This window comes from Enterococcus sp. GC34, from assembly GCF_040886645.1.
Classification (GTDB): Bacteria; Bacillota; Bacilli; order Lactobacillales; family Enterococcaceae; genus Enterococcus; species Enterococcus faecalis.
Genome location: NZ_JBFOEF010000001.1, coordinates 115,752 through 130,730, shown reverse-complemented (window position 1 = coordinate 130,730; position 14,979 = coordinate 115,752). Strand labels below are relative to the sequence as shown.

Annotated in this window: 14 protein-coding genes; all 14 read right to left on the bottom strand. The window is 38.8% G+C overall.

The annotated features are described in order from the left end of the window. Positions 1-96: 96 nt before the first annotated feature. On the bottom strand, positions 97-645 hold the full coding sequence (locus tag AB3I72_RS00610) for a CvpA family protein (protein WP_174121076.1): 549 nt from the start codon (positions 643-645) through the stop codon (positions 97-99). A 19-nt stretch (positions 646-664) separates the two neighbouring features. Next, positions 665-1,108 (bottom strand): cell division protein ZapA, encoded by a 444-nt coding sequence (gene zapA, locus AB3I72_RS00605; protein ID WP_002357706.1) that lies wholly within the window; start codon positions 1,106-1,108, stop codon positions 665-667. A 268-nt stretch (positions 1,109-1,376) separates the two neighbouring features. Then, positions 1,377-3,479, bottom strand: coding sequence for a heavy metal translocating P-type ATPase (locus AB3I72_RS00600; RefSeq protein WP_368023404.1), 2,103 nt, complete (start codon positions 3,477-3,479; stop codon positions 1,377-1,379). Positions 3,480-3,601: 122 nt separating this feature from the next. After that, the gene (locus tag AB3I72_RS00595; protein WP_173958533.1) at positions 3,602-4,606 is read right to left on the bottom strand and encodes an ATP-binding cassette domain-containing protein; all 1,005 of its coding nucleotides are present in this window, start codon (positions 4,604-4,606) and stop codon (positions 3,602-3,604) included. Then, positions 4,603-5,274 carry a molybdate ABC transporter permease subunit gene (gene modB, locus AB3I72_RS00590; protein WP_002357709.1) on the bottom strand — a complete coding sequence of 224 codons (672 nt, stop codon included), beginning with the start codon at positions 5,272-5,274 and terminating at the stop codon, positions 4,603-4,605. Before modB ends, AB3I72_RS00595 begins: the two co-directional genes overlap by 4 nt. 8 nt (positions 5,275-5,282) lie before the next feature. After that, complete coding sequence (modA, locus tag AB3I72_RS00585) at positions 5,283-6,083, bottom strand: molybdate ABC transporter substrate-binding protein (protein ID WP_104806517.1); 801 nt, start codon at positions 6,081-6,083, stop codon at positions 5,283-5,285. Between the two features lie 18 nt (positions 6,084-6,101). After that, on the bottom strand, positions 6,102-7,073 hold the full coding sequence (locus AB3I72_RS00580; protein WP_061101212.1) for a molybdopterin-binding protein: 972 nt from the start codon (positions 7,071-7,073) through the stop codon (positions 6,102-6,104). Positions 7,074-7,076: 3 nt separating this feature from the next. Then, positions 7,077-7,559 carry a MogA/MoaB family molybdenum cofactor biosynthesis protein gene (locus tag AB3I72_RS00575; RefSeq protein ID WP_002365607.1) on the bottom strand — a complete coding sequence of 161 codons (483 nt, stop codon included), beginning with the start codon at positions 7,557-7,559 and terminating at the stop codon, positions 7,077-7,079. Continuing rightward, entirely contained in the window at positions 7,552-7,986 is a 435-nt protein-coding gene (locus AB3I72_RS00570; RefSeq protein WP_002357714.1) for an MOSC domain-containing protein, read from the bottom strand. Before AB3I72_RS00570 ends, AB3I72_RS00575 begins: the two co-directional genes overlap by 8 nt. A gap of 2 nt (positions 7,987-7,988) precedes the next feature. After that, the gene (moaA, locus tag AB3I72_RS00565; protein ID WP_368023402.1) at positions 7,989-8,963 is read right to left on the bottom strand and encodes a GTP 3',8-cyclase MoaA; all 975 of its coding nucleotides are present in this window, start codon (positions 8,961-8,963) and stop codon (positions 7,989-7,991) included. Continuing rightward, on the bottom strand, positions 8,960-9,469 hold the full coding sequence (moaC, locus tag AB3I72_RS00560) for a cyclic pyranopterin monophosphate synthase MoaC (RefSeq protein ID WP_061101214.1): 510 nt from the start codon (positions 9,467-9,469) through the stop codon (positions 8,960-8,962). The genes moaA and moaC overlap by 4 nt, the downstream gene beginning before the upstream one ends. Positions 9,470-9,731: 262 nt before the next feature. After that, a complete protein-coding gene (locus AB3I72_RS00555; protein WP_061101215.1) occupies positions 9,732-10,934 on the bottom strand; it encodes a molybdopterin molybdotransferase MoeA in 1,203 nt (400 codons plus the stop codon). 17 nt (positions 10,935-10,951) lie between these two features. Continuing rightward, the gene (gene fdhF / locus AB3I72_RS00550; RefSeq protein ID WP_368023401.1) at positions 10,952-13,672 is read right to left on the bottom strand and encodes a formate dehydrogenase subunit alpha; all 2,721 of its coding nucleotides are present in this window, start codon (positions 13,670-13,672) and stop codon (positions 10,952-10,954) included. 2 nt (positions 13,673-13,674) lie between these two features. After that, positions 13,675-14,973, bottom strand: a complete 1,299-nt coding sequence (locus AB3I72_RS00545) for an NADH-quinone oxidoreductase subunit F (RefSeq protein ID WP_368023400.1) — start codon at positions 14,971-14,973, stop codon at positions 13,675-13,677. Positions 14,974-14,979: the final 6 nt, after the last annotated feature.

Here is a 14,979-nt window from a genome sequence, read left to right as displayed (position 1 = left end):
TTCTAACTTTTTCATTTGTTGAAAAGACTGAGACATAACATAAGAAGTTTCGCTTTGCTCACTTACTTCTTATCTCTATCTCAGTCCCATTCAGCTTTATTTCGTAATTGGTTCAACCCATAATTCATATGCTTGTTTTGTTAGAATTGGGGTATTTTTTACAATGCCTCGTGCCAAGCCACTTGACCGAAACTGATTTTGGACAATATCTGACGGAATCATTGACGCCGTAGCTAACACTAGAAAAAGACCCACGTATAACACAAGAACACTTAATACGCCACCTAATAGTCCATTTACCTGTTTCAAAACTGGAATAAATGTTAATCCATGTAAAAAGATAGCTAAAAAACGAACGACTAACCAGCCTACAAACAGCAATAATAGAAACGCAACCGCTGAATAAAAGGCTTTGTCTAAGTCTAAAGAAATCTCTTGATTAAAAAAGACAAGCTTTGACGTTGGCGTAACCGATGGATATGGAATATACAATTCTAAATGAGAGGCGACCTCTTTGTAATAGGTTCGAGCAACAAAATATGAAATTAAGTAACCTACCGAATAGAGCACTTGTAAAATCAAGCCTCGTTTAGCTCCTGTATAAAATCCAAAGGCTAAAAGTAATAAAATAAGTATTGTTAACATCTTGTCATCCTTTCAGGAACTACTCCGAAACACCTTTATTTTGAATCTGCTGTTTTCGATTTTCATTCAAAATTTGTTGGGCTTCCACATGATTATGAATTTCTACATCTTCTTGTCCATTCTTTTTCAAAACATCTCGTGCTTCTTCTTCGATAATTTCCATTCGGCGCACACGATTCTCTAATTCAGCCAAACGAATGGTTTTCTGTTTTAAATCTGCTACTTGTTTTTCCAATTTTAAAGCATATTCTTGTTTTTTTAGTTGATCTGAAATTGCATTAATTGCTAATAAAACAGAAGCTTGTTCCGTATCAGTTTGCGGAGAAAGATGTTTAATTTCCGCCAGTTGTTCGTTGACAATTTTTGTGACTAAATCCATATGTTGTTTTGACTCTTGGCCAATAATTGTATACGTATGGTCTGCAATGATTGCTTTATATCGTGTTTTTTCATTTGATGCCATGTTGAGGTTCCCTCCTGTAAATCAATCCATTCTTGCTTATTGTACCATGAAAAAAAAGCGAAGCGCAATTTTCGTACAAATTCTCTCTTATTATATGCCACAAAGCGAAAAATTTAAAGATTTCTTTACAAGAACTCTGGCAATTTAAGAACGAATAGAAATTGTGTAGGAGAAAAAGCGTGGAACAAAAAGTCAAAGTGATTTTTGTCCCACGCTCAAAACCTGATAATCAGCTAAAAATGTTTGTTTCAGCTGTACTTTTTAAGGCTTAGTTAGTATCTTTCATCTTTTCTACACGTAAACAACGCATAGCATTTAAAACAGCGATAATAGTTACACCAACATCAGCAAACACTGCTGCTTGCATTGAAGCCAAGCCTAATGCACCTAGTACCAAAACAATGATTTTAACAGCAATCGCAAAGATAATGTTTTGTTTAACAATTCTCAATGTTTTTCTTGATAATTTAATCGCAGAGGCGATACGACTTGGTTCATCATTCATAATCACCACATCAGCAGCTTCAATTGCCGCGTCACTTCCTAAACCACCCATGGCAATCCCAACATCAGCCCGGGCTAAAACAGGTGCATCATTCATGCCGTCACCAACAAAGGCAACTTTGTTTTTAGGTGAAGATGCTTTTAACAACTCTTCTAAACGATCCACTTTGCCATCTGGTAAAAGTTCTGCATAAACTTTGTCAACACCAACTTCTTTTGCAATAGCTTCTGCAACTTGTTGATTGTCTCCAGTCAGCATAACAGTTTGTTTGACCCCTTCAGCTTTTAATTCTTTTATTGCTGAAATGGCATCTGGTTTCAATTGATCCGCAATCACTAAGTAGCCTGCAAATTGATTATCAATAGCGACAAAAATTAAAGTTCCCGCTTCCTTCACTTCTGGTGCTTCGATACCAAATTGTTTCATTAACTTCGCATTACCGACTAAAACTGTTTTGCCTTCAATTGTGGCTTTGATACCGTGTCCGGCAACCTCTTCAATTGCTGTTGCTGGAACAGTTTCTTTGCCATAGCTTTCTTTAATAGAAATAGCAATTGGATGAGTGGATAACTGTTCTGCTGTTGCTGTTAAACGCAACAACTCTTCTTCGGGTAAGACAACACTAGTTATGTTTTGAACCACAAAATTTCCTTTTGTTAGCGTACCAGTTTTATCAAAAACAATTGTTTCCGTATTCGCTAAAATTTCTAAATAGTTACTTCCTTTAATTAAAACACCTAGCTTGCTGGCTCCGCCAATTCCACCGAAGAAACTTAAAGGAACAGAAATGACTAAGGCACATGGACAAGAAATAACCAAGAACGTTAATGCCCGATAAACCCATTCATTAATAGAAGTATCAGGGAAAATAAATGGTGGAATCACTGCCAATAAGACAGCTAAAACAACGACAACTGGTGTATAGTAACGAGCAAATTTAGAAATAAAGTTTTCTGCAGGGGCTTTTTTACTGCTAGCATTTTCAACTAAATCTAAAATTTTGCTAACTGTTGAATCCCCAAATTTTTTCGTAACATTAATGGTCAAGGCCCCATTTTTATTGATAAAACCACCTAAGATTTCATCGCCGACTTTGACCGTTCTTGGAACGGATTCACCAGTTAACGCAGAGGTATCTACCATACTTGATCCATCAATAATTTGACCATCTAATGGAACTTTTTCACCTGGTTTCACTAATATTTGTTGCCCAATTTCAATTGTATCTGGAGCGACCGCTTTTATTTGTCCATTTACTAAAAGATTTGCTGAATCTGGACGAATATCCATTAATTTGGCAATTGATTTTCTGGATTGATCAACTGCAGCACTTTGGAACCATTCGCCGACTTGGTAGAATAACATTACTGCCACAGCTTCGGGATATTCCCCAATAAAGAATGCCCCAATCGTTGCCACAGACATTAAGAAATTTTCATCAAATACTTCCCCACGAAAAATATTCGTTACCGCTCGTTTGACAATGTCGCCACCAATTAAGACATAAACGACTAAATAAGACGCCAAAGCAACCCAATTATTACTTGGTTTAATGATAATAAGTGCTAAAAATAAAACAAATGCAATAATGATACGAATTAAGCGATTCTTATTTGGATTACGTCCCTCTTCTTCTTTGACATCTTTTAAAGAAATAACTTTGACATCTGGTTCTAACTTACTAATCACTGCACGCGCTTCATTTTCGACTTCTAAATCATGTCCTGATTCAACTTCCAGTGTCATTTTTTCAGCCATGAAGTCCACACGCGCTTTTTCTACTCCGTGAATTTTTTGGACAGATTTTTCAATTTTGTCTGCACAACTTGCACAATCAAGTCCTTCTAGTTTATAACTCTTTTGCATTTAAACACCTTCACTCCCTATATAATAGCGATTATTCCGTTTACATGAATAACCTTTCATGAATCTATTATAAATGAAGATGCAATCATATGTCAATCGCTTCACGTAATCTTTTTTCTATTTTATAGACATAATGGCATAATTGCTGTAGGTGGAATGGATAACTGAGTAATAACTTTCGGATTGAGTCTATTGCTGCCTTTCCACCAAATTTTGGTTTGTTGGTGTTGAAACCAAGCACTTTGTTCAAAAGGTGCTGACAATGTTTGTAAGTGATGCACTTCGATCTGATTGGTTGCCTGCGGTTCTGTTGTGAAATCATGGGCCCGAATACCAATAGAATGACAAGAAATAGGAACTTCTTGTGTAACCATTAGTGTTTGTTGCCAACCAATCACTTGGACTCTGTGCGCATCTATGCGTTTGACAGGCCAAATATTTTTACAACCAGTGAGTTTAGCTGCTTCAATCGTTTGAGGTTGGTTAAATAATTGATTTGTTGCACCAAAAAGTGTTTGGTTTTTTGTGATTATCACTAAACTCTGACATAACTTATACAGTTCATCTAAACTATGACTCACAATTAAGGCATGTTGATTTAAATTACTTAATCGCTGTTGAAGTTCAATTTGCAGCTCTTCCTTTAAGGGTGCATCTAATGCGGAAAATGGCTCATCTAATAATAGGTAAGCCGGCTGAGCCGCTAGCATTCGCGCAAAAGCCACTCGCTGTCTTTGTCCTCCAGAAAGTTGACTAGGATATTGTTGTTGGACTTTAGTTAAGTGAAAAGACGCAAGCAATTGAGTGACCAATTGTAAATCTTTTGTCACGCACGTCAGATTTTGTACTACCGATAAATGAGGAAACAACGCATACTGTTGAAACAAAAGACCAATTTTTCGTTGTTGCGGCGACAAATTGATCTTTTTTTCAGCATCGAATAAGACTTGATCATTTAAAACAATCTGACCTTTATCCGCAGTCTCAACACCCGCAATACATTTTAATAACATACTCTTGCCACAACCAGAAGCACCTAAAATTCCTGTTGTTTGCGTCTTTGTTTCAAACTGAATTTGCAAAGTATGACTTTTCAATTCTTTTTGAATATCAACAATTAATCTCATTCCGATCTTCTCCAAGCGCGCTGACTAAAAAATTCCGTAAAAAATAAAATAATCAGGCAAAGTAATAACATAATTACAACATATTGATTGGCTAAGCGCCAATCCCCACTTGCTACAGCAGAGTAGATAGCTAAAGGAAGCGTTCTTGTTTTGCCAGCAATATTCCCTGCTAACATTGTCGTCGCTCCAAATTCGCCTAACCCACGGGCAAAGGCTAACACGCCACCGGCCAAGAGACCGTTCATCGACAAAGGTAGCGCAATTTTTCTAAAATATCGACTTTCCGAAAATCCGAGTGTCTGGGCCACCGCCAACAATTCACTATCCATTTGTTCAAACGCCGTTAAGGCTGAACGATACATTAAAGGAAATGAAACAGCAACGGCAGCAATAACCGTAGCTGGCCATGAAAAAACAACTTGAATGGCAAAAAAATCAAGTAAAAACTGACCCACTGGTTGCTGAACACCAAAAATAGTTAAGAGAAAAAAACCAAAAACAGTCGGCGGTAAAACTAATGGCAACGTAAATAAACTATTCAAAAGAATTTTTAATTTACGATTTTTCAAACGAAAAACAATGTACGCAACGCCTGTTCCTAAAACAAAAGTAAATAAAATGGCGATTATTGCTGTCTGAAAAGATAAAAGAATTGGTCGAACATCCATTTTCCCACCTACTTTGTTAACTTAAAGCCAATATTTTCAAAATATTTTCTGCATTGTTGACTCTGTAAAAAATTTAAAAAAGCATCCGCTGATTTTTGTTTCTTAGAGGCGGCAACTTTACCAACTGGATAGATGATTGGCTTTTTCAAAGCAGCTTCAGGCATGGCCGCAACAATCGCTACTTTTGAATTGGTTGCTGCATCTGTCGCATAAACTAAGCCAGCTTCTGCACTTGCATTAGCTACCCATTCAAGGACTTCTGTTACATTCGTGCCAAAGCTTGCGTGTTTTTCTACATAGGACCAAGCACCTAAAGCTTTTAAGCCTTCTTCGGCATATTGACCAGCTGGAACACTCGCAGGATCACCAATTGCTATCATTTGGGCCTTTTTTAAATCAGAAAAATCATGCCACTTTGCTTGATCTTGATTAGGTACGATTAGAACGAGCTGGTTTTCCAATAAAGGAACGACACTTTTCTTACTAATTAGTTTTTCTGCAACCAATGCATTCATTTGTTTTGTCGAGGCCGAGAAAAATACATCGGCTTTTAGGCCTTTTTCAATTTGCATCTGTAATTTTCCAGAACTATCATAGGTTCCAGTTACCTGAATATCTGGATGCTCTTTTTCAAAGGCTGGAATAATTTTCTTCTCCATGACTGATTCTAAGCTAGCTGCTGCCGCAAGGGTTATTTCTTCTTTTTTTGTTGAAACTGTTTCTTTTTGCGGCTGATTTGTACATGCAGCAATTAGGGCAACTAAACTGAATAAACTAAGCAAGAACACAGCCTTTTTTTGTTTAGACATTTGAACGCCTCTTTTCTTTTATAAATACCCGCCATAACTCAAGTCAATAATTTCAGATTTTTTTATCACTTCTTTGGCCATTAATCTTGGTAACAACAAATCAAAAACCGTTTTTTCTGAAAATAAAACACCACCTGGTAAGCCAATGATCGTTTGCTCTCCTTTATAAGCCAGCAAAAACATTGAGCCTGGTAAGACTGGTGTCCCATGGGTTACGATTTCAGCACCTGTCTGCTTAATTGCTAACGGTGTCAAGTCATCAGGATCTACACTCATACCACCTGTACAAACAATCAGATCAAGCCCTTGTGCTAACATCTTTTTGATCGCAACAGTAATTTTTTGCGGCTGATCATCGACAATTTCTTGCTTGACAATCGTAACTAAAGGATACGCGGAGAACTTGGCTTTTAACACAGGGTAAAAAGCATCCTCAACCAATCCTGTGTAAACTTCACTGCCAGTAGTTACAATCCCGACCCGTATTTTTTTGAAAGGTTTCACAGAGATTAGTGGCTCAGACGTGCTGAGCTGGCGTGCCTTCTCTAATTGGCTTTTAGAAATCGTTAGTGGAATCACTCGAAAGGCTGCAACTTTTTCATCTTTCTGAACTTCTATATTGGTAATTTTAGTTGACAAGGCAAGACCTTCAATTTCATTTAAAGCAATTAATTTTTCTCGATTGACTTTTAAAAGACCTCTCGTGCTAGCTTTAGCAACAATTTTTCCTTCATGGACTTCACTCGGCTGACATGAGTCATCTGTTAACAGGTTATACAAAAATGTTGCTGCCTCTTCTTCATGTATTTCTGCTGGATCCAAGGAAACAAACAGATGTTTTTTCCCTAATGATAAAAGAATTGGAATATCTTCTTGAACAACTATATGTCCTTTTTTAAAACACACTTCCTTGGTCTTTCTATAGTCAATTCGCGTAATATCATGACTCAACGGAAGGCCAACTGCCTGTTCTGTTCGAATTGTTTTCATGGTTTATTCCTCATCATGTATGATTTTTTTATTTGTGATTAAATCCAAAGCGTGGGGCAAAACAGGCAATAAAAAATGCAAATGTTCTGTTACACTTTTTGGACTACCAGGCAAATTAACAATGAGCGTGCGTCCTCTTTGAACAGAAACGCCTCGACTTAACATAGCAAATGGTGTTTTTTCCAAGCTAAGTTGACGCAAGCCCTCACTGATCCCAGGAATGATTCGCTCTGCTACACGTAAGGTAGCTTCTGGGGTCCGATCCCGTTCACTCAACCCTGTGCCGCCTGTCGTTAAAATCAAATCACAGGTCTTAGACCACTCTTGCAATAGCTCTACTAATTGATTTTCTTCATCTGGTAAAATGGTTTGTTTGGTTACCTGGTAGAGCACAGGTAACTGTTCACGAATCAAGGGACCCGATTGGTCGACAGCAAGTCCTTGAAAGCAACGATCACTTAATGTTACAATGCCCACTTTAAACAACGTCTAACTGGTCTCCTTTTTTAATATGACCTTCTGTCACAACAACTGCAAAGATTCCTTCTCTAGGCATGATGCAATCGCCCACTCGCGCATAAATCTGACAGTGTTTATGGCACTCTTTCCCAATTTGAGTAACCACCAATTCGGAATCGCCTATTTTCATTTTCGTTCCAACAGGTAATTGACGTAAATCAATCCCTGAGACGATTATGTTTTCCCCGAAAGCACCATTGCCAACCCGAGCTCCTTTTTCATTGAAAGCCGTTATTTCTTCAAAAGATAACAAACTGACTTGTCGATGCCAATTACCGCCGTGCGCATCATTTTCTAATCCAAAGCCTTTAATTAAGTTGACTTCAGGAATTTCCTTTTTCTGTGTGCCTCTTCGTGGGCTAATATTTATTGCAATAATTTCTCCTGTTTTCATACTTACCCTCCTATTTGTGACATAAATCGTTGTTCTCCTTGTTGTTCCAAGAAAAGATGTTTTTCAGGCTTACAGGCAATGCCACTCTTGATAATCCCTAACAATTCTGCTGTTTGTTCCTTAGCTAAAGCTTCCTTTAACGAGTAGCCGTCTGCAGAATGCAGGCACGTTTTTAAATGGCCGTCTGCAGTAATTCGGATTCGATTGCACGTCTCGCAAAAACAATGCCCTAATGCACTAATAAAACCTATTTTCCCTTTAAAATCTTTTAAGGCGTAATAACTAGCAGGGCCATTGCCCAATGGTTTTTGGTATGGTTGCAACGTTCCATAATGTTTGGTTAAAATGGCTTCTACTTCTTCTTGTTGCTTACCTGGATGCGCCTTCCCTAATCCAATTGGCATCATTTCAATGAAACGAAGATGCACAGTCTCTTTCTTAGCGATTTCAGCCAGTTCTACAATTGTTGCTTCACTTAGCTCTTTCCTAGCTACAGTATTAATTTTGATATTAGGTAGTCCCGCATCAATCGCTTGTTCTAAGCCCGCCAGAACATTCCTTAACTGACCAACTCTTGTTATTTCTCGAAATTCTTCTGGATCCAAAGTGTCTAAGCTAATATTAACGCCGTCCAAGCCCGCCTCTTTTAATCCTTGAGCCTCACGAGCTAACTTCATGCCATTAGTCGTTAGGGTTACTTTTTCGATGCCTGAGATTTGCTTTATCCTTTTAATTAAAGAGAGTAAATTCGGTCTAACAAGCGGTTCACCACCTGTTAATTTAACTTTTTTGATGCCTTCTTTCGCTAATATCCTCAGTAAAAAAATAATCTCATCATCTGTTAGAAGCTGCTCTTTTTTTAAAAAGCAAAGACCTGTTGCTGGCATGCAATACGTGCAACGTAAGTCACAACGATCTGTTAAAGACAAACGAACATAATCAATTTCACGGTTAAATGCATCTTTCATGCTGTTCACTCATCACTTTCCTTTGATTTAATTGAAGAACGAATGAAATGACCACTGCGTCCACCATTTTTCTCTAATAAACCAATGTTTGTCATTGTCATTCCTCGATCAATTGCTTTACACATGTCATAAATTGTTAAGAGTGATGCCTGCACACCTGTTAGCGCTTCCATTTCAACGCCAGTTGAACCCACTGTTTTTGTAAAGCAACGTACTTCTAAACAAGTTTGATTGCGCCAATTAAACTGAATTTCACACTTTGTCAAAGCAACCAAATGACACAAAGGAATCCATTCAAACGTTCGTTTTGCGGCGGTAATCCCAGCGACTCTTGCTACCTGTAATACTTCACCTTTTTTAATCATTTGGGTCTGGATCGCTTCTGCTGTCGCTTCTAACATGTGAATTTCTCCATAAGCGAGGGCTGTTCTTTCAGTGTCATTTTTTTCCGAAATATCAACCATATGCACTTCTCCTTGTGTATTCAAGTGCGTAAATTCCTTACTTTGAACCATTTCTCCACCTCACATTTGACATTTGTTAACGTTTACACAATACTTCTTTTTCAAGTGTATCACTCTTGCATCAAAAAAACAATCTGGCATCCACAATTTTTTTTAGCGAGAAATCGAAGTAAAAAACGTTAAGCGACAAAAGTTACGTGCTTTGCTTAGTCTGACCAGACTTTTGTCTAAGTCTTAAACCTTGATAAGCAATAAGCCACCAGTCGACTCGACTGATGGCTTACTTTCATACTAATCTTAGGTCAGGTTGTCATCAAGTCTGCCAATAATAGACTTTTACAAGCGCGCCTTTTTTGAGTAGTACACCAGCTGGTTGTTCTAGCAGGCAATTTGTTTCTAAAGTATTTGATAAATTGGATGAAAGATGACTTTTTGTCACTAAATTTACTGTGCCATCTATTTCTTTCGCTCGGTAAAATCGATGTAGTCTACTTGGTGCTAATTCATGCGCTAAAATTACTGTTCGTTCCTTGAGATTTAACTCGACACAATTAAAAAAAGTAGCTAATAATGTCCAGTAAAAAAGATGTAAATTAACCATTGCCGCAAACGGATTGCCTGAAACGCTTAAAATGAGTGTTTCTTGAAATTGACTTCCCATAACTGGGGTTCCAGGTTTCATATTTACAAAATGAAACAACTCTGTTCCTCCGATACGTTTAATCGCTAAAGGTAAATTGTCCTTTTCACCTACCGAAACACCACCACAAGTAATTAATAAATCAAGTTTTGGTGAAATCTCAATCAGCCTATTCGCTAATTCTTCAGGATCATCTGAACAATGATCTAGGTGCATTACTTCATTGCCACTCGCTTTGACAAAAGCTGCTAACATGTAGAGATTACTATTATAAATTTTCCCAACTGACAGTGGTTCTTCCAAAGAAACTAACTCACTACCGGTCGCTAAAATCCCCACTTTCATGCGCTTCAAAACAATAACTTTATCAATCCCTTGCATTGCCAACAAACCAATCATACGACTATTAATCTGTTGATGTTTTGCTAAAATTTTTTGCTGAAAAGCAATATCTTCTCCAATTTCCGCATAGTTTTGGCCCGCAGTGACAGAGCGAAAAATTTTAACATGGTCCTGCCCAAAATCCGTCCATTCTTGTGGCACTACAGCATCAAAATCGGTTGGAATAAAAGCACCTGTTGTTATTTTAATCGCACAGTTATTCGTCTGATTACAATAAAACATGGAATCCCCTGCCACTAAAGAACCGACGACTTTTAAACAACTTGGGCTTTCAGCAGTCGCACCTCGTGTTTCTACTGCACGAACGGCATACCCATCCATCCCGGCACGAGGAAAATGAGGAATCGCTGTCTCTGCAAAAATGGTTTCTCCGCTAATCCGCCCCAAGGAATCAAGCAACGCCACTTCTTCTGTTTCACATTGACTCTTCATATGTTGGGTCATTTTCTCTCGTGCTTCTTCCAACTCGATCATGTTTTAACCATCCTTTTTTATTTATTCACTGGTTTAATCGCAACGGCACAAACTTTATATTCAGGAATTGTGGCGATATCATCAAATACAGCATTAGTGATTTCGTTAACATTCCCATCTGGAAAGTGGAATGTCATAAAGACTTCTTGCGGAAATACTCGATTTCCGACAGCCGCATAGGTTTCAATTTTGCCACGGCGAGAATGAACTTCAACTTTGTCACCTTCTTGGATTCCCAGAGCTTGTGCATCGACGGCATTTATCTCAATATAAGAGTGATTCGCTATTTGGTTAATCCCTTCCGTTCGTCCTGTCATTGCTCGGGTATTGTAATGGTAAAGCATTCGGCCTGTCGACATTAAATACGGGTACTCTTCATCTGGTAATTCTTGTGCTTGCTTATACGGAATTGCTTTAAATAAACCTTTCCCACGAGCAAAACTGCCCACATGCATAATCGGCGTTCCTGGATCTGTCAAACTACGACAAGGCCATTGTAAGCTCTCCTTCTCTAATCGTTCATAATTAATTCCACCAAACGAAGGTGTCACAGCTGAAATTTCTTCCATAATTTCTTTTGCAGATTCATACGCACAAGGATAGCCCATCCGTGTCATGACTTCACAAAAAATTTCATAGTCTTCTCGCGCTTGTCCCCTTGGTTCAACAGCTTTGCGGACTCTTTGCACGCGCCGTTCTGTATTTGTAAATGTCCCGTCTTTTTCTGCATAACTGATGCCTGGTAAAACGACATCTGCATAAGCAGCCGTTTCTGTCATAAATAATTCTTGAACGACTAAAAAGTCTAAACTTTCTAAAGCTTGACGAACATGTCCTGTGTCTGGATCCGTAACAATTGGATCTTCTCCAAAAATATAAAGACCTTTGACGTTTCCTGCCGTTGCTGCTGGTAAGACTTTAGTAGAAGTTAAACCTGTGTTTCGATTTAACGGCACATGCCAAGCTTTTTCAAATTTGTCGATTACTTCTGGATTATTGACTTTTTGATAGCCTGGGAAATCATAAGGCATACAGCCCATATCGCAAGCACCTTGAACATTATTTTGACCTCGCAAAGGATTGACACCACAGCCAGGTTTTCCAACTTTACCAACCAACATTGCCAAATTAGACATACTCATAACACCCTCAGTTCCTGTCGAATGTTCCGTTACGCCTAAACAATAAATGATTGGTGCTTTTTCTGCTTTTGCATACATGCGTGCTGCTTGAATTAGATCTTCTGGATGAATATGACAAATTTCTGCGACTTTTTCCGGCGTATAATCAGCCACCATTTTTTCTAAATCTGAAAATCCTTCTGTCCGTTCTTCAATAAAGTGGCGATCTGCTAAACCTTCTTTCAAAATCACATGCATCATGCCATTAGCAAATGCGACATTCGTTCCCGCCTGAACTTGTAAATGCAGTGCACTATCCTTCACTAAGTTAATTTTCCGCGGGTCAACAACAACAACTTGCGTTCCTCTTTGGACAGCTTGACGAATTTGCGCACCAATAACTGGATGAGCTTCTTCTGGATTGGAACCTACTAATAAAATCATGTCGACATCTTCAGTGATATCAGCAATAGGATTAGTCATCGCACCAGAGCCTAAGGTTTGGGCTAAACCATGGACCGAAGCCGAATGACAAACACGGGCACAGTTATCAACGTTATTGGTACCAAAAGCAGCACGCACCATTTTTTGAAAGACATAATTATCTTCATTTGTCGCTCTAGAGCACGAAAAACCAGCAAGAGCATCCGGACCGTTTTCTGCTTTAATTTCGTTAAATTTTGACGAAACAAGCGCTAAGGCTTCTTCCCAAGAAGCAGGTTCAAAAATGCCATTCCGTTTAATTAATGGCTCTGTTAAGCGATCTCCTGACCCAACAAATTTATATGAAGCAAATTTTCCTTTCACACAAAGTAAATTTTTATTAGCTGGTCCATCCAGGGGTTCAACACCCACCAAACGATTATTTTTAACGAGTAAATTCATCTGACAGCCTGTCCCACAATGTGGACAAGTTGTAGGAATTTTCTGGGTTTCCCATTTGCGGTACTCTTTTGTATCTTTTGCTGTTAACGCACCTGTAGGACAGGAAGAGACACAATTGCCACATGATTCACAGATAGATTGATCAAACGCCTGCCCATAACTCGGCATCATTTTTGTTTCAAAGCCACGATTAGCAATACTAAGTACATCTCTTCCCTGCCGCAATTGACAGACACGGGCACAACGACGACACATGATACACTTTTCTGGATCATAAGAGAAAAATGGATTACTGGTATCTTCTTGGTGGCAAGGCATTCTTTTCCCCTCGGTAAAGCTAGTGGCATCAATCCCATAATCTAGCGCATACTGTTGTAATTGACAATCCCCGTTTTTTCCACAAGAAAAACATTCTAATTTATGATTACTCAATAATAAATCAAGAATAAAACGTCTGGAATCAGCAACTTTTTCAGAATGTGTTGACACAGCCATGTCCTCTTGACAATGTGCCGTACAAGCAGTTGTTAAGCCACCACGTCGGCCGCCTTCCACCTCAACCACGCACATCCGACAAGAACCATCAGGCGCTAATTCTTTTAAATGACAGAGCGTTGGGATTTCAACACCTAGCGTTTTCGCTGCTTCGAGAATAGTAGTCCCTTTAGGCACAGTTACTTCTTGGTTATCAATAGACAACGTAACTGTTTGCGTATGCAACTTTGTTTTCATTTTTACCAACCTCCTTTGCTGGTGGCATAGATTTCTGTTTCAGCGGTCGTTTCAAATTCTTCAGGAAACAAAGCCAATGCACTCTTCATTGAAGTTGCGACGGATTGGCCCAAACCACAAGCTGATAATCGCGTGACATGCGTGAGCATCTTTTCCAATCGTGGCAAATCACTAGCTGTTGCCTCTTTCCGATTGAATTTACTCAATAATTCCAAAATCCTAGTTGTTCCCAATCGACAAGGGGTGCATTTACCACAGGACTCATGAGCAAAAAAGGCCGCTACGTGTACTAAATAGTCCACAACATTGACTGAATCATCCATTACTACAATTGCGCCAGAGCCGACAGATAAGTCATGCGCCCATAAATCTTCGTAAGAATACAAACAATCCGTTAACGTTGCGACAGCACCAATTGGACCGGATTGTCCACCGAAGTGAATAAATTTCAATGCTCGACCAGTTGCAGAGCCTCCGCCGTATTGCTCGCCATAAATTATTTCTTCTAATGGTGTTCCAAGGTTGACCTCGTATAAGCCCCGATTTTTAATATGTCCAGACAAACAAATTAGCTTTGTTCCGCCACCATCGGCAGTACCCATCTCTAAAAAGGCTTGTCCACCTTCTCGTAAAATTACAGGAACACTTGCAAATGATTCAACATTATTTACTAATGTTGGTTGCAAATATAAACCAACATCTGCTAAGTGTGGTGGTTTGACACGCGGCCGCCCCGTTTTTCCTTCAATTGAATTTAAAAGTGCTGAATTTTCCCCACAAATATAGGCGCCAGCACCAGAAATAATCGTAATATCATAATTGAATCCTTCAATGCCTAAAATGTTTTCCCCTAAAAAGCCAGCTTGTCGTGCATTATCGAGTGCTTCTTGAAATGTTTTTTGGATTCTGCGATATTCTCCTCGCATATAAATATAACCTGCTTTTGCTGAAAATAAATAGCCAGCAATGATCATTCCTTCAATCACACTCAATGGATCTTCAGATAAAAGTACTTTATCCTTAAAGGTCCCTGGTTCGCCTTCATCAGCATTACAAACAATGTACTTTGTGGTTCCTTTTGCATGATAAAGATGGCGCCATTTTTTTCCTAAAGAATAGGCTGCTCCACCGCGACCTCTTAAGTGAGCAACATCCAGTTCGTTTAAAATTTCTTCATCTGATAGTGAAATTGCTCTTTTTAAACCATCAAATCCATCGTATTTACAATATTCAGCAACATCGGTCGCAGATTGCATTTTCCCCATTCTCTCTAATAACATTGGTTGGTTTCTCTTAAGCATTGACTC

Bases quoted from the DNA above. Each gene is read 5' to 3' on its own strand.
- AB3I72_RS00610 (WP_174121076.1), bottom strand. From the start codon at position 645: ATGTTAACAATACTTATTTTATTACTTTTAGCCTTTGGATTTTATACA.
- zapA (WP_002357706.1), bottom strand. From the start codon at position 1,108: ATGGCATCAAATGAAAAAACACGATATAAAGCAATCATTGCAGACCAT.
- AB3I72_RS00600 (WP_368023404.1), bottom strand. From the start codon at position 3,479: ATGCAAAAGAGTTATAAACTAGAAGGACTTGATTGTGCAAGTTGTGCA.
- AB3I72_RS00595 (WP_173958533.1), bottom strand. From the start codon at position 4,606: ATGAGATTAATTGTTGATATTCAAAAAGAATTGAAAAGTCATACTTTG.
- modB (WP_002357709.1), bottom strand. From the start codon at position 5,274: ATGGATGTTCGACCAATTCTTTTATCTTTTCAGACAGCAATAATCGCC.
- modA (WP_104806517.1), bottom strand. From the start codon at position 6,083: ATGTCTAAACAAAAAAAGGCTGTGTTCTTGCTTAGTTTATTCAGTTTA.
- AB3I72_RS00580 (WP_061101212.1), bottom strand. From the start codon at position 7,073: ATGAAAACAATTCGAACAGAACAGGCAGTTGGCCTTCCGTTGAGTCAT.
- AB3I72_RS00570 (WP_002357714.1), bottom strand. From the start codon at position 7,986: ATGAAAACAGGAGAAATTATTGCAATAAATATTAGCCCACGAAGAGGC.
- moaC (WP_061101214.1), bottom strand. From the start codon at position 9,469: ATGGTTCAAAGTAAGGAATTTACGCACTTGAATACACAAGGAGAAGTG.
- AB3I72_RS00555 (WP_061101215.1), bottom strand. From the start codon at position 10,934: ATGATCGAGTTGGAAGAAGCACGAGAGAAAATGACCCAACATATGAAG.
- fdhF (WP_368023401.1), bottom strand. From the start codon at position 13,672: ATGAAAACAAAGTTGCATACGCAAACAGTTACGTTGTCTATTGATAAC.
- AB3I72_RS00545 (WP_368023400.1), bottom strand. From the start codon at position 14,973: ATGCTTAAGAGAAACCAACCAATGTTATTAGAGAGAATGGGGAAAATG.